Raw genomic sequence first — 17,644 nt, forward strand, 5'->3', positions numbered from 1 at the left:
TTTTCATTTAAATGAATTAATTATTTATCAATAAATTATTGATAAATATAGTCTCTTGTAACAGGTGTTGAAGTATAGTTTTTTGTAAGTTGAAATTGATATACAACTTGGTCCCCCCATTTAAAAGCCATTTCGCAACCTGCTAAATAAAATTCCCACATTCTAAAAAAACGCTCATCGAACATGTTAATAATTTTATCTTTATTCTTTAGGCAATTTTCTTTCCAATTTCTTAATGTGTGAGAATAATGCATTCTTAATACCTCAATATCAGCAACAATTAAGCCTGCTTTTTCAATTGGAGTAGTTACTTCACTTAAACTTGGCGTGTAGCCACCTGGAAATATGTATTTTGTAATCCATGGATGAGGGTCTCTTGGAGGATTTACTGATCCAATAGTATGAATTAATGAAACTCCATCATCTTTAAGAAGTTTTTCAACTTGTGAGAAAAATTTTTTATAAAATTTTCTTCCTACATGTTCAAACATCCCAACACTTACAATCCTGTCAAATTTTTCATTAAGTTCCCTATAATCCATTAATTTAAATGTTAATTGATTATCTAAATTAAGTTCTTTGGCTTTTTGTTTGCAATATTTTAATTGATTTTCTGACAATGTGATTCCAGTTACTTCACAGTTTGCTGATTTTGCAATATCAATAGCTAAAGAACCCCATCCACATCCAATATCAAGAACTTTTTGGTTTGGCTTTATATTTAATTTCTTAATTATATGTTGAATTTTATTATTTTGGGCTTCTTCCAAAGTATCATTTTCATTTTTGAAGTAAGCACATGAATATTGTCTTTTAGGATCTAAAAATAAATCGTAAAGATCATCTTTAATATCATAATGATGTGAGACATTCATTTTAGATTTTTTAATAAAATTGAAATTTGTTAGATATCTATATGATCCTCTTAACCTATTAATTAAATAACTAAAAAAATTTAATTCTCCTCTTCCGAAATTCATCAAAGATAAATCTAAAAAATCTGTAAGACTTCCATTTTCAATTACTATTTCTCCATCTGTATAAGCTTCTCCAAAATAAAGATCAGGATGGAGTAAAAGTTTATAATGAAGACTTTTATTTAGTATTTTAACTTTTATAGGATTTTCTTTTTCAGGATTTCCAATGATATAATTTTTTGAGTTTGCATCGACTAAAATAAAACCATCTTTCTTAAAAACACTATTCAAGAACCTTGCTAATTGCATTTTTAAGCTGCCATTGATGATTTTAAAGAAAAATTAAATTTTTCTAAATTATTTAAAAGATCACTTTCTTCATCTTTATTTAATATTCTCAAAGGTGGAAGTAAATTTTTATATGCACTGTCTTTATGTTTATAAAAAGTATGTAATCCAGAAATTAAATTATATTTTTCAAATGTCCCTCTTACATCACATAAATTGTTATTAACTTCCTGTTCTTTTCCCTCATTAAAATCATCATATACTTTTCGAGCAAGTTTAGATGTTGCGTTACATGTTGCTGTGATTATTCCCGAACAACCTAATTCTAGTCCTTTTAATAATTTTGACTCTGAGCCTGGCATGACAGAAAAATTATCTATCTTTAAATTTTCAAAAAGATTATACGAACTGTCCTTAACACCAACTATTTGATCTGGAAAATTTTTGGCTAGTCTTTCAACACATTCTACACTGAATTTATATCCACAAAGTTTTTCAAAATTATATAATACAATCTTAGCATTTGGAATTGACTCTACAATTTTGGAGTAAAAATTAAAAACATCTTCATCGCTATATTTATAAAATGCAGGTGGCATAATTAAAAATTTTTCTAAATTTAATGATGTTGCAACTCTCATTAAATTTATTATTTCCCCTAAAGAATTTAAGCCTGTACCAATAATAAAATTATCTTTGTATTTATTAGTTGATATTTTGTTTAGAAGTTTAATTTTTTCAGCGACTGGTATCAGCTGAGCTTGTCCTGTACTTCCAAAAATTGCAGCCCCATGACAACCGTTTTCTATTACCATTTCAGAGTGCTCAATTGTTTTATCAATGTTTAATGTCAAATCGTTATTTAAAACAGACATTGATGCAGCATAAATACCTTTTAATAAACTCATATATTTTTTAAAAGAATATAATAATTCAAAAAAAAAATGAATAAAAAAGTAAACTTAATTATTGGATCAGGTGTATTAGGAGCATATCTTTCTGCAGCGCTTTTAAAGAAAAATGAAAAAATAATTGTTACCTCAAGGACATTAAATAAAAAATTTACCAATTATGAATACTTAAAAATAAAAAAAAAAATTATTTTTGAAAAGCTAAATACTAATAACAAAAAAGAAATTTATTATATTTTAAAAAAATATAATCCTAAAAAAATATTTTATTTTAGTGGAGTTAGCTCAATTCCAAAAAGTATCAAACTAAAAAAAGAAACTTTTGCATCCCATTATATTGGAACTAAAAATTTCTTAGAAATTTTAAAAAAAGAAAAATCAGATACAAAATTTTTCAAAGCAAATTCTGGATACATATTTTCACCAAAAAAAGGATTAATCACTCTTAAATGTAAATATTCAACAAACAGTAATCCATATATCCAAACACAAAAAGAAGTATTCAAATTAATAAAAAAATATAGGAAATATAAGTTAAACGTATTTAACTTAGTATTTATGCAGATTGAATCACCTTTAAGACCTAATGATTTTTTTATCAAAAAAATTTGCTTAGCTGCAAAAAATAAAAAAAAAATAGAAGTTGGCAATATAAATACATTTAGAGATTACTCATGGGTAACAGAAGTTGTAAAATTAATATTAAAAGCTTCAAATCTTGGAAGCAGGGATTTAATTATTTCACCAGGAAAAAAATTATCTGGTAAAGAAATATTAGAAACTGCGTACTATTTGAGCAGACTTGATTATAAAAAATATTTCTCAATAAATAAAAAATATTTCAGAAAACAAGAAAACAAATTATTAGCTAGTGATAGCAAAAACTCTTTATTTCTAAAAAAAGAATACAATTTTAAATTTAATATTATTGGGAAAAAGCTTATTAGAAAAATGTATAATTCTCTATGAAAACAGGAATATATTTGAGCTATTCTGGACTAGGTGCAAATTTATTACATCTTGCATACTGCCATCAAGTAGCAAAAAAGTACGGGCCAGTTACAATTATTACACTTTGTAAAAATTTAAAAGAAGCTTTAGCCGACGATCCATTGATTGAAAATGTATTTTACTTAGATAAATTTACTAAAAAATTTTTTGACATATTTAAACTTAGTAAAATTTTAAAAAAATTTAATTTTGAAAATTTATTAATTTTTTACCCAAGTTTAAGAGTATATCTTGCGGCAAAAATTGCAGGTATTAAAAATGTTTATTCTTATAAATTTTATGAAAAAAAAAATTTACATTTGATTAAGGCAGCTAAATTATTTACCGAAAAAACACTAAATATCAAAAATTCTCCAACAGAAACAACATTTTACATTCAAAAAGAAAGATTAGACAAAGTTAAATCTGAAATAAAAAATGATTATTTTAAAATAGTGCTTGGTGTGGGATCTTCTGGACCAACAACAAGATGGGGTTCAAAAAATTTTTCTAATTTAGTAAACAATTTAAATAAAACAGGAAAATATTTTTTTTTAATTTTATGCGGTCCAAATGAAAAAGAAATTGAAAATGAAATTACTTCAAATTTAGAAGATGATAATTTTATGACATTAAGTGATAAAAAAATTTACGACGTTTTACCCTATTTGTGTGCTTCAGACATGTATGTAGGTAACGACTCTTTTGGCTCTCATGTAATTTCTCAATCAGGTAAAAAAAGTATTGTATTTTTATTAGATGCTCCAAAAGCTTACACTGATTATAGTAAAAACCATTTTAGATTAGTACCTGATGAGTACAATATTGAGGAAATAACTCATGGTACAAATGCAAACCCAAACCTCATTTCTGTGGAAAAAGTAATTGAAACAATAAATAAATTAAAAAATTAGCTAATATCATTAAGAACAATTTCTTTAGCCTCATTTACTAAAGTAGATAATCTAGAAGTTTCAGGAGAAATATCTGGATGAATTTTTTTTTGTATTTTTATGTATGCTTTGTTTACATCTTCTTTAGTTAAATTTTTCGAAGGATTTAAATTGAGTATACGGTATGCCTCTTCAGTAGACATCGTATTTAAATTTGAAGCATTATTATTAAAGGAAAATCTTCCTGAATTTCTCAAAGTTTGAATCAATCTATATAGTGAAATTAATTGAAAAATAGACATACCTTTCAATTTTAAAAGAGCAAGACTCGCGAGAGTAAATGGCAATGTGAGTAAAAATTTACCTCCAACTGCAAACAAAACTGCAAAAATAGTTAAAATTATAAATAAAAATACTCTTAAACCTTTAGAAATTTTTTTTGACGCAACACGAGTGAAAAACCTTAATAAAATATATAAACCAACTACAATTAATAATGTATAAATAATAAAATTCATATATTTCCAATTAATAATGAAAGTACCATATCTTAAAAAAAAACCAGAGTTAAAATCTTGTCACAATACTGAATGGGAAGATAATTATAGCTGGATACATCAAGAAAATATTTTAGAAGTCTTGCAAGACAAAACTAAGCTTCTTCCAGAGGTAAAAGAATATTTAGAAGATGAAAATAGGTATACTGAGTATCATCTAAAAAATACGAAAAATGCTCAAAAAATACTATTTGATGAAATTAAAGGTAGAATAAAATTAGATGATGAAAGCTTACCTTTTAAAGATCATTCATATGAATATTGGACAAAAACTACTGCCAAAGGAAATTACTCTATAAAATTAAGAAAAAAAATTGGTTCGTCAGAAATTGAAGAAATTTGGAATGGAGATAAAGAAAAAGAAAAATTAAATGTTGAATATTTTGGTGTTGGAGATTTAGAGGTTAGTAACAATGATCAATATCTTGGGTACTCACTAGATACCAAAGGTTCCGAGTATTATACAATTTATGTAAGAAATATTAAAAATAATAAAATAATTTCAAAAGAAATAAAAGAAACGTCAGGAAGTATAATTTTCAGCTTTGATGATAAGTATCTTTTTTATTCAAAGTTAGATGAAAATCATAGAGCTAGAAAAATTTATAGACATAAAATTGGAGATTTTGAAAGTGAAGATGAACTAATCTTTGAGGAAAAAAGTGAAGCTTTCACTGTTAGTATTGGATTAAGTTCTGATGAAAAATATTATTTTATAAACACTTCAGATCACAATACTTCGGAACAATATTACTTTAATGTAAATGAAGCAAAACCAAATCCAAAATTAATAATTAAACGTGAAAAAGGAATTCTTTACTCTGTAAATTCATGGAATGGAAAATTTTATAATCATACAAATAAAGATGCGGAGGATTTTAAAATAGATATTTCAGAAACTTTAGAAAATCAGAAGTGGGAGACATTTATTCCTGCAAAAAAAGAAGTGTTAATTGGTGGACTTTCATTTTTAAATAACTGGATAATTAGATCCGAAACGTCAGATGCTTTGGACAAATTGTTTGTTATTGATACTTCAACAAATAATGAAGAAGAACTAATTTTTTCTGACGAAAAAGTATGTGTTCCTGGTGTTTCATTAACACAAAGAAATAGAGACACAGATGAGGTTTATGTTTCATATTCTTCACCCAAAACGCCTTCGAGAGTTTACAAATACAATTTAAAAACTAAATCTAAAATACTTGTAAAAGAACAAGAAATACCATCAGGCCATAATATAGATGATTATATAGTTGAGAGAATAGAGTTTAAATCCCATGATGGAAGAATGGTTCCACTTACGATTACAAGACACAAAAATACAAAAATAGACGGAACAGCAAATTTGTTACTATACGGATACGGATCGTATGGTAGTTCGATGAGTCCAAGTTTTTCCTCAACAAGACTTAGCTTAATAAATAGAAATATTATTTGGGCCACTGCACACATTAGAGGTGGAATGGAAAAAGGAATGAAATGGTGGAAAGAAGGAAAACTAACAAATAAAAAAAATACATTTGAAGATTATATTTATGCTGCAAAATATTTGATTGAAAATAACTACACCTCAAAAGGAAAAATAATTGGAATGGGTGGATCTGCAGGCGGTTTATTAATGGGAGCTGTTGTTAATCAAGCGCCTGAATTATTTTTAGGTATAATTATGGCTGTTCCTTTTGTTGATTCATTAACTACAAATCTTGATCACTCTTTACCACTTACAGTTGGTGAATTTGATGAATTTGGTAATGCTAAAGAAAACAAAGAACACTTTGATTATATATTTTCATATGCTCCATATAATAATATAAAAAAAATGGATTATCCTCATATGCTAATAACAACTAGTTTAAGTGATAACAGGGTTTTGTTTGACGAACCTGCAAAATTTACAGCTAAACTTAGAGATTATAAAACTGATAATAATTTACTACTTCTCAAAACAGAAATGAATGCAGGTCATGGAGGTAAATCTGGTAGAGATGGAGCAATAGAAGAAATTGCACTCGACTACGCATTTGCATTAAAAATTTCAGAAAAAATTTAATTTTTCAGATATTGAAATCTTTTTAATCATACCTAAATATACAATGTAAGTCGCCTTTTGGGGCTTGCATAAAATAAACTTGCTTAAAAAAGGAGGATATTATGACAAGTAAGGATCTATCTATATTTAACTCACTAAGACCTTTTTCAATTGGTTTTGACGATATGTTTGATCAATTTGAAAACATGTTGGGTAATGGAAGTTTGACAATGCAATCAAACTACCCTCCATACAACATTAGAAAAACTGGTAAGGATAATTATGCAATTGAAGTTGCATTGGCTGGTTTTAATAAAAATGATGTTGAGGTTGAGTTTGAAGATAATTTATTAACGGTAAGAACAAAACAAGTTGATAAATCTGAGAACAATGATGTTAATGGAGAAATAATTCACAAAGGTATTTCTCAAAGACAATTTGCAAGATCATTCACTATTGCTGATGATGTAAAAGTTAATGGTGCTGAACTTAAAGATGGTCTTTTAACAATATCTTGTGAAAGAATTATACCAGAGCACAAAAAGAAAAAACTTATAGAAATTAAATAAGTTTACCCTTACTTGCGAGGATTTATCCTCGCAGGTAAAATTTAAAAACATCCGTTGGAAGCAAATCCAATTACTAGCTTATCTGGATTAATCTCAAATCTTCTCTCACATGGAAAGCCATACTTCTTGGTATTATAAATAAATATAAAATTACCTTTTTCATTTTCAAAATCTTCATCAGGTTTTCCAAGTTCCATTTGTAATTTACTTGCTGATTGACCAATAAATTCACTCAACTTTTTATTTTCTTTTTGAATAGCTGCGTCTGTTTTTTGCTTAACTGTTTGACAACCAGAAACAAATAAAAAGATAAAAAATATAGTGAATAAAATTTTCAAATTTTTCATATTAATCACACTATCATTACAATTATGGCATAAATATAAACTTATGGGTTGAATTTTGTGAATAAAATGGACTTATTCAAAGTATTATTCAACAGAATCAAATAATTATCAGACATTAGGAGGACAAATGCTTGATAATTATTTTAATTATAAAAAACACAAAACAGATTTTAAAACTGAAGTCATAGCTGGAACCACAACATTCTTAACGATGGCTTATATAATGTTTTTAAATCCATTTATCTTATCGGGAGAATTCGCCGGACCCGAAAAAGGTTTCTTTGATTTCGGCGCGGTATATACAGCTACGATTTTAGCTACAGCTTTAGCATGTTTTATTATGGCTTTTTATGGAAAGACTTGGCCAATAGGACTTGCACCTGGAATGGGTATTAACGCATTCGTTGCATTTGGTGTATGTGCGGGAATGGGATACACACCTCAAGAAGCACTTGGTGCAGTATTGGTAGCAGGTGTATTATTCTTAATAATATCTTTAACGCCAATAAGAGCATGGCTAATTAACTCAATTCCAAAAAGTTTAAAATTAGGAATTGGTGCAGGTATAGGATTATTTTTAGCGATTATCGGATTACAAATTATGGAAGTGGTTGTAGATGATCCTGTTACTTTAGTTAAATTAGGCAATCTTGGAGATCCATTAGTTCTTTTAGGATGTGCAACTTTTATAGCAATCATTGTTTTAGAAAAAATGAATGTAAAAGGTAACATCATCATAGGAATTTTGGTATTTAGTATCATTGCTTGGGCTGCTGGCCTTGCTAAATTTAATGGTTTAGCTAGCTCACCTCCTCCTATGACATATCTTTTTGATTTTGATTTGTCTGCTGCAATGACTGCTAGTATGTCTACAGTAATATTCACTTTATTGTTTATCGACTTCTTTGATACAGCTGGAACTTTAACTTCTGTTGCAAACGTTGCAGGTAAAGTAGGTAAAGATGGAAAAGTCCAAGATATCAATAAAGCAATGCTATCTGACAGTGTTGGAACAGTTGCGGGTGCAATGATGGGAACTACTACTGTAACAAGTTATGTTGAGTCTGGTGCTGGTGTAAAAGCAGGTGGTAAAACAGGAATGACCTCTCTTGTAATAGGTATTTTGTTTTTAGCATGTATCTTTTTTGCCCCTTTGGCAACTAGTTTACCTAAACAAATTGATGGTGCAGCTCTACTTTTTGTGTCTGTTCTTTTTGTAAGAAATATTACAGATATTGAGTGGAACGATATTTCTGAGTCTGCTCCTGCAATACTTGCAATGATAGCAATGCCGTTAACATACAGTATTAGTAATGGAATTGCCCTAGCATTTGTTTCTTACGCATTAATTAAAATATTTACTGGAAAGTTTTCAAGCACTTCTCCAGCAATATGGGTAGTTGCAATACTTAGTGTTGTAAGTTTTGCTGTAAGTTAAATAAGATCTTAACAGGGCTAGTTTACTAGCCCTGTTAACTAATTTCTTTTAATTAACTCTTCAATAGATAATTCTTCGTAATGTTCAGTTGGCTGAACAATCCATGGGTCAGAATCTAGTCTTACAGGACAAAAATCTGGTTCGAAGGTTGATGATTTTTTTTTCCAAAGGCAAGCAGTTTTAACTTCTTTTATAAAATCTTTTGTTTGAGGATAATTTTTTAACCACTCAATACTTTTATTTAAAGTTAAACCAGTATCAGAAAGATCATCTATCAACAAAACTTTACTAAAATCCTCGTTATTAGCTAATGAGCTTATTTCTCTAGCGAACATAAGTTCACCTTGCTTATCTTCCATTCCTTCGCCTGAATAACTTTGAATAACAATGTAGGCTATTGGTAATTTTAAAATCCTCGATAAGATATCAAGGATCGGTGCAGCACCTCTCATAATACCAATTAAAACTGTAGGTTTGTATGCCTTGTGAATTTGTATTGCCAGTTTCTCAACAATTTTTATATATTCATCAAAAGAGATTATAAGTTTGTCAGCCATGAAGTTTAGTATCATAAGTAAAAAAATTTAAAAAGGAGAAATGATGAAGGTTTACTGGATTGCTTTGTATAAAAAGATAGATAACCAAGAAAATATTAAAAAATATGGAGCTAAAGTTACAGATATAATTAAAAGTTATGGGGGTGTACCACTAGTAAGAGGAGGAAAGTTTAATACTTTAGAGGGAGAAACTTACCCAAGAACAGTAATTTGGGAATTTCCTAGTTATGAAAAAGCTATGGAGTGTCATGACTCTAAAGAATATCAAGAAGGTTGGGCGCTCGCAAAAGATACTACCGAAAGAAACTTACAGATAGTCGAGGCTTTTAATATTGAATAGGCTCAGGATCTATACTTCTCCAAAGATACCATGTGGCTACAGAACAATATGGGGAAAATCTTTTTTTCAATAAGTTTACATAGCTTTCTGGTGGAAGATATTTTTTATTATAATTTTTTGAAATAGCTCTTAAAAGTCCTATATCTTGTACAGGCCATATATCGGGACGATTATAAGTAAATAATAAAATCATTTCAGCTGACCATCTTCCTATTTGTCTTAGTTTAGATAAATAAATAATTGCTTCTTCATCAGACATACCTGGAATAACTTTGGGATTAAATGTTTTATTTAATACTTGTTCTGCTAAACTTTTTATACCCTTAACTTTTTGTCTACTTAATCCACAGCTCTTTAATTGAGAGCTTGATAATTTATTCACTGTTTTTGCATTAATTTTGTTTTTACATTTTTTTTTAAACTTTAAAAAAACTGAGTTAGCAGCAGCTACACTAATTTGTTGACCAATTATACTTTTACAAAGAGAAAAGAAAACATCTCGCCTTGATGTAAGAACAGTTTCTGATGGTGACTTATATTTTTTAATCAAAAAGGACATTGTTTTATCTTTTTTTGATAAATACTTTTTTGCTTTATTCCAATATGACGGGGTTTTACTCATGACGTGAAACAGATAGTTTTTTTTTCAAATACATTTCTCTTCTAAATATAATTATAGATGAAACAATAACTAATAAAGCACCTAACAAAGTTTTAGAAGTTGGTATTTCATTCCAAATAAAATATCCAAATATTATTGCGAAAACTAATCCAAGATATTTTAAAGGAGAAACCAAACTAACTTCTGAATATTTATAAGATTGTGATAGCCATAAATTTGCAAGACCACCTAATATACCAACCATTGATAGCAAAAATAAATCAAGTAAACTTGGCAAGATCCATCCCTGATAAAACGATAAAAAACTTAGAAGCATTATCGAGAATGAAAAGAAAAAACTGATCAACCAAGCAGGTTCGGTTGATGATAATTTTCTTATAGCAATTGCTACATAGGAAAGACCTAAACAAAAAATAATTGGGTAAATATAATACACATTTAAAGCACTAAACCCTGGCTCAGTAATAAATATTATTCCTAAAAATCCAACTAACACTGCCATCCATCTATATAAACCAACTTTTTCATTTAATAAAAAAATTGAAAAAATTGTAATAAAAATTGGTGCAGCAAAGGAAATACTTACAACAGTTGCCAAAGGTAAATTTCTAAGTGCAACAAATATAGAGACTAAAGCTATAAGTCCCGCTAAGCATCTTTTAAAATGAAGCACAGGTCGCGTTGTTTTATAGAAATCAAAATACCGATCTTTAGGGATAAGGAATAAAATTGGGATTATTCCACAAAAGCCTCTAAAAAACAAAACTTGCCCAACTGGATAATCATCAGACCATTTAACAATTAAATCCATTAGCGAGAAAGCGCATACAGATATAAACATATAAAAAAAGCCCAATTGATTTTTTGATAACATGTGATTAACTTAGATCAATTAAGGTATTTATCAATGGAAATAGCAATTTTAGGTTTAGGATGTTTTTGGGGACCAGAAATAAAGTTCAGCAAGCTTGATGGTGTTACAAAGACAGAAGTAGGATATTGTGGAGGTAACTCTGACAAAACAAATTATAAAGAAGTTTGTTCTGGTACAACCAATCATGCTGAAGTAGTTAAGTTAGAATTTGATCCAAATATAATTTCTTACGAAAATATTCTTGAACATTTTTTTAAATTTCATGACCCCACTACGTTAAATTCTCAAGGGCCTGACTTTGGAACTCAGTATAGAAGTGAAATTTTTTATACAAACGATGATCAAAAAACTATTGCACAAAAGATGGTAGAAAAAGAAAATATTAAACTATCTGGCAAAGTAGTAACAAAAATTTCATTAACTAAAAACTATTGTACAGCAGAAGAGTATCACCAAAAGTATCTAGAAAAAAGATAGTATGTCATTGGTTGATACAGATTGGCTAGAGAAAAATCTCGACAAAGTGAAGATAATTGATTGTTCTTGGCATATGCCTGCTGAAAATAGAAATGCTCAAGATGAATTTGATAAAGAGCATATCCCAAATGCTATTTTTTTTGATTTAGATAAAAATTCAAAACAAGACACTGACCTTCCTCATATGCTTCCAAGCTTAGTAGCTTGGAATAAAATAATTTCAGACTTAGGAATTTCAAATGATGATCAAATTGTAATTTATGATAATTCAAATGTCATAAGTTCATGCAGAGGTTGGTATAATTTTATTTATTTTGGTCATGATCCAAAATTGGTTAATGTTCTTGATGGTGGTTTTAAAAAATGGAAAAGTGAAAATAAAAAGACCTCAAATATTTCAGCAAATTTAAATAAATCTAACTATGAGGGTAATGAATTATCTAAACTCGTAAAAAATAAAGTCTTAATTGATCAAAATATTTCTAAAAAAGAATTCAAAGTAGTAGATGCGCGAAGTAGAGAAAGATTTGAAGGTAAAGCTCCAGATCCAAGAAAAAATGTAAGAAGTGGTTCTATTCCAAATTCAGTATGTTTACCTTTTGTAGAGGTAATAAATGAAAATAAGACTTTTAAAAATAAAGAGGATTTAAATAAATTATTTCAAGAAATATCAAAAAATTTTGAGGAAAATTTAGTTTTTTCTTGTGGATCTGGTGTTACTGCTTGTGTTTTAGCGCTTGCATATTCTTTGGTTAATACTAAATATCATCCAACTATTTATGACGGATCTTGGTCAGAATATGGAAAAATTTAAATTATGAAAACATCAACTAAAATCACGAGTATAATCGTCATCTTCTTTTTAATAATTGCCATAGTGATTATTGGCAGAACAATGATTGGAAATCATTTTAAGAAAAAATTTAGTAAAAGACCTCCTCCTGGAATAATAGTGACCACAACACAAGAGAGAACTTTTGAAAATGTTATAAGTACATACGGAACAGCAGCACCAGTTAAAACTCAGTCATTTAAGGTTGAAAAGTATGAGATATTAAAACCAATAGATTTTAATAAAAAAGTTAAAAAAGGCGATGTTGTTGCTAATCTTAAGAATAGGAAAATTATTGCTCAATTTGATGGGGTTATTGGAAAAAGAGAATTTTCTGAAGATTTAGAAGTATCAAAATCTTCTTTATTAATTAATTTAGAGGATACTAGCTCACTGTATTGCGATGTTGATATACCAGAAATTTTTGTTCCATTTATAAAAGTTGGTTTACCTGTTGATATAAAGTTTTCTGGATATAAAAATAAAATCTATAAAGGTGAAGTTGACTCCTTCGCAAGTAGAATAAGTCAAGACACCAGATCATTGGCTACAAGAATAAAAATGGATAATAAATCTGGAGAAATTTTACCAGGTTCATTTTTAGAAATTTCAATTAAATACAATGTTAGAGATGGTTTAAGTGCACCTGACACAAGTACAATAGTCGAAGGTGAAAATATATTTATTTATAAAGTGGATGATAAAAATAAAGTAATGAAAACAAACGTTACTGTAGGTGATAGATATTTAGGATTTGTAGAGATTTTAGATGGATTAAACAAAGGAGATAAAATTGTTGCTGAAGGTACAAAAAAAGTTAGACCAAATTTAACGATTAGACCTATAGAAAAAGGTGCAAAGAAAAAACAAGGAAATTCTGGTTGGGGCAAAAAAAATGAATCTAAAAAAGCTGAAGAAAAAAAAGGTAAATTTGATTGGTTAAAAAATATTTTTAAAAAATCTGAAAAAGAAAAAAAATAATTAAATGTATATAACCGAAGTTAGTATTAAACGACCTGTTGTTGCTTGGGTAATGTCTTTAATTCTAATTATTTTTGGAATATTTGTTTTTGCGGAGCTACCAGTTCGAGAACTTCCAGATGGAATACAGCCTCCAGTAGTTCAAGTTCAAACTGATTATAAATCAGCGTCAGCAGAAATTGTTGATGAAGAAATAACTCAAAAACTTGAAGATGTTATAGGTGGTGCAGAAGGTATTAAAAACATCGACTCTAGTTCTTTGAATGGACGAAGCAGAATTAATATACAATTTAATACAGATATTGATTTAGACGATGCAGCGAATGATATTAGAGAAAGAGTTGCTCGTGTTGTTGACAATTTACCTAGCGAATCTAATCCACCCCAAATTCTAAAACAAGCAGCAGGTTTCACAACTACAATGTGGGTAGCACTGACATCTCCTACATGGGACGATCTTGATCTTGGAGATTATGCCGAAAGATATTTGATAGATGCTTTTTCAAGTGTTCCAAATGTTGGTAGGATCTTAGTTGGTGGACTAAGAGAGCTTAGTGTAAGAGTTTGGATAGATCCTATCAAATTAGCAGCCAATAACCTTACAATTCAAGAGGTTGAAAGAGCTTTAAGAAATGAAAATCTTAATATTCCTGCTGGTACATTAGAAGCAAATAATAAAGATTTAACTTTAAATATAGATAAGTCTTATTCAAACATAGATACTATAAAGCAACTACCTCTAAGAAAAAATAAAGACAAAGTAGTAATACTTTCTGATGTTGCAAATATAGAATTTGGACCTGTTTCAGAGAAAACTTTATTCAAAGCTCAAAGTAAAAATGCACTCAACCTAAAAACTGTAGGAATTGGCATATACGCTAAAAGTGGTGCTTCAACAGTAGAGCTATCAAACCAAATTAAAGCCAAAATAAAAGAACTTAATAAATCACTTCCGGATGGACTAAGTTTGGAGATAGCATTTAATAGAGCAACATATATTGGTGCTGCAATCGAAGAAGTTTATAAAAGTTTAATTATTGCTTTTGTTTTAGTAGTTTTAATTATTTATCTTTTTCTTGGAAATCTTAAAGCGGTAATTGTACCAGCTGTAGCTCTTCCTGTTAGTTTAATTGGTTCATTTCTTGGATTATACATTTTTGATCTCTCAATAAATATTTTTGTATTATTAAGTTTTATTTTAGCAATAGGAATAATTACTGATGACTCTGTAATTATGACAGATGCTATTTATACTAGAATAGAAAATGGTGAAACACCACTAGTTGCTGCTTATAAAGGTTCTAAGCAAATTACTTTTGCTATTATTGCAACTACTTTAATTTTAATTGCAGTGTTCTTGCCCCTTATATTTATAAAAGGAATATCTGGAACTTTATTTAAAGAAACAGCCATAGCGCTATCATTTTCAATTGTAGTATCATCCTTTGTTGCATTAACTCTATCTCCAATGCTTGGAAGTAAGTTTTTAAATAAAAAAGAAAAAGTTAATTTCTTAGTTAAAAAATTTAATAATAAATTTAAATCTTTTACTGGATTTTATATTGATTCACTCAAGTACTGGATAAATAGACAAAAAACTATTTCGATATTTATAATTTTTATCGTTGCAGCATCTGCTTATCTTTTTAATTTTTCAAAAAAAGAATTGCTGCCTATGGAGGATAGAGGTTCTTATTTAATAATAGGTTCGACAGATGAAGGTAGTTCATTTGAATATACTCAAGAAAAAGCTCAGATAATTGAAGGAAGAATATTAAGATTATTGCAAGCAGAAGATAGCCCATATGAAAGACTAATCATGAGAGTTCCTGGATTTGGAAGATCCGCAACATCTTATAACACTTTTATAATAATTGCTTTACTTGATGAATGGAAAAATAGAGAAAAAAATAGTCAAACTGTATTAAGAGAAGCTATTGGACAAGTAGTTTCGGTTCCAGAAACTTTTGCATTTCCAATATCTCCGCAAGGAATAAGAGTTTCGAGTTACAATAAACCAGTTCAAATGGTTATTTATGGTTCAAGTTATGAGGAGTTAGAGGAAATACAAAATAATGTTCTAAGAGAATTAAGAAAAAATAGAAATATGTTCAGAATTGAAAGTGATTACACTAAAAACAAACCTGAAGTTAAATTAATCACAAACAAAAATCGAGCTAATGACCTAGGTGTATCTACAGAAAATATAGGTAGAACTCTTGAAACACTTTATGGAGGAAAAAGAGTTACTTCATTTAGTAAAGAAGGAAGAGAATACCCAATAATCTTACAACAATATTTAGCTGATAGACGTGATCAAGACGGATTATCAAAAATATTTGTAAGATCTGAAACAACTGGAAAATTAGTTTCAATAGCTAGTCTTGTTGAATTTGAGGAAAAAGGAACTGCAGAGTCACTACCAAGATATAATCGACAAAGAGCTGTTACAATTTCAGCTGCACTATCAGAAAATTATACATTAACTGAAGCTGTTAAATATTTAGAAGATGTAATGTTAAAAGTTGCACCTCAAAACCAAATTACATGGAAAGGTAAATCAGAAGAATTAAAAGAAACTACAAATGAAATATATTTGATTTTTGCTTTAGCGTTATTGACTGCTTATCTAGTAATGGCAGCAACGTTTAACTCTTTTATACACCCTTTCATAATTATTTTGACAGTTCCTTTAGCTGTATTTGGTGGTCTTGTATTTATTTTATTTTTAAATAGTTCAGTAAATATATTTTCACAAATTGCCTTGATCATTCTTATTGGTATTTCTACAAAGAATAGTATTTTAATAGTCGATTATGCCAATCAAATAAGAACGACAGGTGTTAAAATTCAAGAGGCAGTGTTGAAAGCCTGTAAGCTAAGAATTAGACCTATTATAATGACATCACTAAGTACTATGATTGCTATGATACCTTTGGTTATCGGAAATATAGGTCCTGGTGCTGGAGAAGGATCAAGATTAGCAGTTGGTGCAACTATTTTAGGTGGAATGATTATATCAACATTCTTTACTCTATATGTAACCCCTACAATGTATTTAGCATTAGCAAAAAATACTAAGCGGATTGATGCCGTAGATATAGAGCTGAAAAAACAATTAAATTAAAAAATAATATACTTACTTGTAGTTAATTTATTTTTACAATCTGATAATTGTTTTTTATAAATATTTGACTGTTTCTCAACTCTTTTAGCTAAGTTAATAACCTTATTATTTTTTTTATAGTTTTTGTAATTCCCCCACCCCTCATGGTATGCAACATATTGTCTAAAAGCATCTTTCTTTGAAACTTTTAAAATTTTCTCAGTTTTGTTTGTATACCAACCAATAAAATCAACACTATCTTTAAATCTTGCTCTTGTTGCAAATTTATTTCCTGTTTCTTCTTTGTATTGTTTCCAAGTACCTTTCACCGCTTGAGAATATCCAAAAGAACTAGAAGGTCTTTTGTAAGGGATAACTTTGAATATTTTTTGTCTTGGAGGTTTTGCCAACCTATCAAAGCTAGATTCCATCTTTATTATAGCTAATTGTAAATACACTGGTGTACCCCACTTTGCTTCTGCTTTTTTAGCATGCTTGTACCATAAATATCTTTCATTAAATATTGAACAACCATCAGAAACATTTTTTGGTACAGAAGAACAACCGCTTAAAAACAAAATAAATGTAAATATATAAATACTTCTAATATTTTTCATTTTTTTTTAAAAAGAAACTTATAATTACAATTATAACAACACCAATTAAGTTTCCAAATAAATCAGACAATTGAAAACTTCTTCCAGGAATTAAAAAGTGCAAAATTTCTAAAATTATTGAGAGTAAAATCAAATAAATACTTAAAATTTTAAATAATGAAAGCTCTCTATATGTCAAAAACCCAAGTGCTGAAAGAATTAAGAAAGCATAAAAGTGATTCATAGAAATAATAAAATCAGATGTAAATTGTAGTTGTTTTTGACAGTCATTATATAAATAACATCCCAAAAGATCT

At 28.5% G+C, this 17,644-nt stretch carries 19 protein-coding genes; 10 read left to right on the forward strand and 9 right to left on the reverse strand.

Annotated features, from left to right (window positions below):
- Positions 1-35 precede the first annotated feature (35 nt).
- Positions 36-1,226, reverse strand: a complete 1,191-nt coding sequence (locus ACTTAY_RS05485) for a class I SAM-dependent methyltransferase (RefSeq protein WP_440672655.1) — start codon at positions 1,224-1,226, stop codon at positions 36-38.
- A gap of 2 nt (positions 1,227-1,228) precedes the next feature.
- Positions 1,229-2,113 carry a dihydrodipicolinate synthase family protein gene (locus ACTTAY_RS05490; protein ID WP_440672656.1) on the reverse strand — a complete coding sequence of 295 codons (885 nt, stop codon included), beginning with the start codon at positions 2,111-2,113 and terminating at the stop codon, positions 1,229-1,231.
- Between the two features lie 36 nt (positions 2,114-2,149).
- On the opposite strand from ACTTAY_RS05490, the gene ACTTAY_RS05495 reads away from it, so the two are divergent.
- Positions 2,150-3,085, forward strand: coding sequence for a GDP-mannose 4,6-dehydratase (locus tag ACTTAY_RS05495; RefSeq protein ID WP_440672657.1), 936 nt, complete (start codon positions 2,150-2,152; stop codon positions 3,083-3,085).
- A complete protein-coding gene (locus tag ACTTAY_RS05500; protein WP_440672658.1) occupies positions 3,082-4,020 on the forward strand; it encodes a glycosyltransferase family 9 protein in 939 nt (312 codons plus the stop codon). The genes ACTTAY_RS05495 and ACTTAY_RS05500 overlap by 4 nt, the downstream gene beginning before the upstream one ends.
- Here the strand turns inward: ACTTAY_RS05500 and ACTTAY_RS05505 are convergent.
- Positions 4,017-4,517 carry a J domain-containing protein gene (locus tag ACTTAY_RS05505; protein ID WP_440672659.1) on the reverse strand — a complete coding sequence of 167 codons (501 nt, stop codon included), beginning with the start codon at positions 4,515-4,517 and terminating at the stop codon, positions 4,017-4,019. The two genes, ACTTAY_RS05500 and ACTTAY_RS05505, sit on opposite strands and share 4 nt — an antisense overlap.
- A gap of 16 nt (positions 4,518-4,533) precedes the next feature.
- On the opposite strand from ACTTAY_RS05505, the gene ACTTAY_RS05510 reads away from it, so the two are divergent.
- Positions 4,534-6,609 (forward strand): S9 family peptidase, encoded by a 2,076-nt coding sequence (locus ACTTAY_RS05510; protein ID WP_440672660.1) that lies wholly within the window; start codon positions 4,534-4,536, stop codon positions 6,607-6,609.
- Positions 6,610-6,710: 101 nt separating this feature from the next.
- Positions 6,711-7,157, forward strand: a complete 447-nt coding sequence (locus tag ACTTAY_RS05515) for an Hsp20 family protein (RefSeq protein ID WP_440653084.1) — start codon at positions 6,711-6,713, stop codon at positions 7,155-7,157.
- A gap of 41 nt (positions 7,158-7,198) precedes the next feature.
- Here ACTTAY_RS05515 and ACTTAY_RS05520 read toward each other — a convergent pair whose 3' ends face one another.
- Complete coding sequence (locus ACTTAY_RS05520) at positions 7,199-7,504, reverse strand: hypothetical protein (RefSeq protein WP_440633046.1); 306 nt, start codon at positions 7,502-7,504, stop codon at positions 7,199-7,201.
- A 127-nt stretch (positions 7,505-7,631) separates the two neighbouring features.
- Here ACTTAY_RS05520 and ACTTAY_RS05525 point away from each other — a divergent pair, with 127 nt between their 5' ends.
- Positions 7,632-8,942 carry an NCS2 family permease gene (locus ACTTAY_RS05525; RefSeq protein ID WP_075506462.1) on the forward strand — a complete coding sequence of 437 codons (1,311 nt, stop codon included), beginning with the start codon at positions 7,632-7,634 and terminating at the stop codon, positions 8,940-8,942.
- Positions 8,943-8,980: 38 nt separating this feature from the next.
- Here ACTTAY_RS05525 and ACTTAY_RS05530 read toward each other — a convergent pair whose 3' ends face one another.
- The gene (locus ACTTAY_RS05530) at positions 8,981-9,514 is read right to left on the reverse strand and encodes a phosphoribosyltransferase (protein ID WP_440672661.1); all 534 of its coding nucleotides are present in this window, start codon (positions 9,512-9,514) and stop codon (positions 8,981-8,983) included.
- A gap of 28 nt (positions 9,515-9,542) precedes the next feature.
- Here ACTTAY_RS05530 and ACTTAY_RS05535 point away from each other — a divergent pair, with 28 nt between their 5' ends.
- Positions 9,543-9,839: a DUF1330 domain-containing protein gene (locus ACTTAY_RS05535; protein ID WP_440633386.1), complete on the forward strand. Its 297-nt coding sequence runs from the start codon at positions 9,543-9,545 to the stop codon at positions 9,837-9,839.
- Here ACTTAY_RS05535 and ACTTAY_RS05540 read toward each other — a convergent pair.
- Together ACTTAY_RS05540 and ACTTAY_RS05545 are read right to left on the reverse strand one after the other, a co-directional pair.
- A complete protein-coding gene (locus ACTTAY_RS05540; protein WP_440672662.1) occupies positions 9,826-10,461 on the reverse strand; it encodes a DNA-3-methyladenine glycosylase family protein in 636 nt (211 codons plus the stop codon). The two genes, ACTTAY_RS05535 and ACTTAY_RS05540, sit on opposite strands and share 14 nt — an antisense overlap.
- Positions 10,454-11,335: a DMT family transporter gene (locus ACTTAY_RS05545; RefSeq protein WP_440633048.1), complete on the reverse strand. Its 882-nt coding sequence runs from the start codon at positions 11,333-11,335 to the stop codon at positions 10,454-10,456. Before ACTTAY_RS05545 ends, ACTTAY_RS05540 begins: the two co-directional genes overlap by 8 nt.
- 33 nt (positions 11,336-11,368) lie before the next feature.
- Between ACTTAY_RS05545 and msrA the strand changes: the two genes are divergently transcribed.
- The 4 genes from msrA to ACTTAY_RS05565 are packed head-to-tail and all read left to right on the forward strand — an operon-like array spanning position 11,369 to position 16,752.
- Entirely contained in the window at positions 11,369-11,812 is a 444-nt protein-coding gene (gene msrA, locus ACTTAY_RS05550; RefSeq protein WP_440650904.1) for a peptide-methionine (S)-S-oxide reductase MsrA, read from the forward strand.
- A gap of 1 nt (position 11,813) precedes the next feature.
- Positions 11,814-12,626, forward strand: coding sequence for a rhodanese-like domain-containing protein (locus ACTTAY_RS05555; RefSeq protein WP_440672663.1), 813 nt, complete (start codon positions 11,814-11,816; stop codon positions 12,624-12,626).
- A gap of 3 nt (positions 12,627-12,629) precedes the next feature.
- Complete coding sequence (locus tag ACTTAY_RS05560; RefSeq protein WP_440672664.1) at positions 12,630-13,625, forward strand: efflux RND transporter periplasmic adaptor subunit; 996 nt, start codon at positions 12,630-12,632, stop codon at positions 13,623-13,625.
- 4 nt (positions 13,626-13,629) lie between these two features.
- The gene (locus ACTTAY_RS05565; RefSeq protein ID WP_440672665.1) at positions 13,630-16,752 is read left to right on the forward strand and encodes an efflux RND transporter permease subunit; all 3,123 of its coding nucleotides are present in this window, start codon (positions 13,630-13,632) and stop codon (positions 16,750-16,752) included.
- On the opposite strand, the gene ACTTAY_RS05570 is transcribed toward ACTTAY_RS05565, so the two are convergent.
- A complete protein-coding gene (locus ACTTAY_RS05570) occupies positions 16,749-17,348 on the reverse strand; it encodes a transglycosylase SLT domain-containing protein (protein ID WP_440672666.1) in 600 nt (199 codons plus the stop codon). The two genes, ACTTAY_RS05565 and ACTTAY_RS05570, sit on opposite strands and share 4 nt — an antisense overlap.
- A partial coding sequence (locus ACTTAY_RS05575) for a VanZ family protein (RefSeq protein ID WP_440672667.1) occupies positions 17,335-17,644 on the reverse strand: 310 nt, incomplete at its 5' end. The genes ACTTAY_RS05570 and ACTTAY_RS05575, both read right to left, overlap by 14 nt.

The sequence above is a fragment of the Candidatus Pelagibacter sp. HIMB1715 genome (genome assembly GCF_052047595.1).
Classification (GTDB): Bacteria; Pseudomonadota; Alphaproteobacteria; order Pelagibacterales; family Pelagibacteraceae; genus Pelagibacter.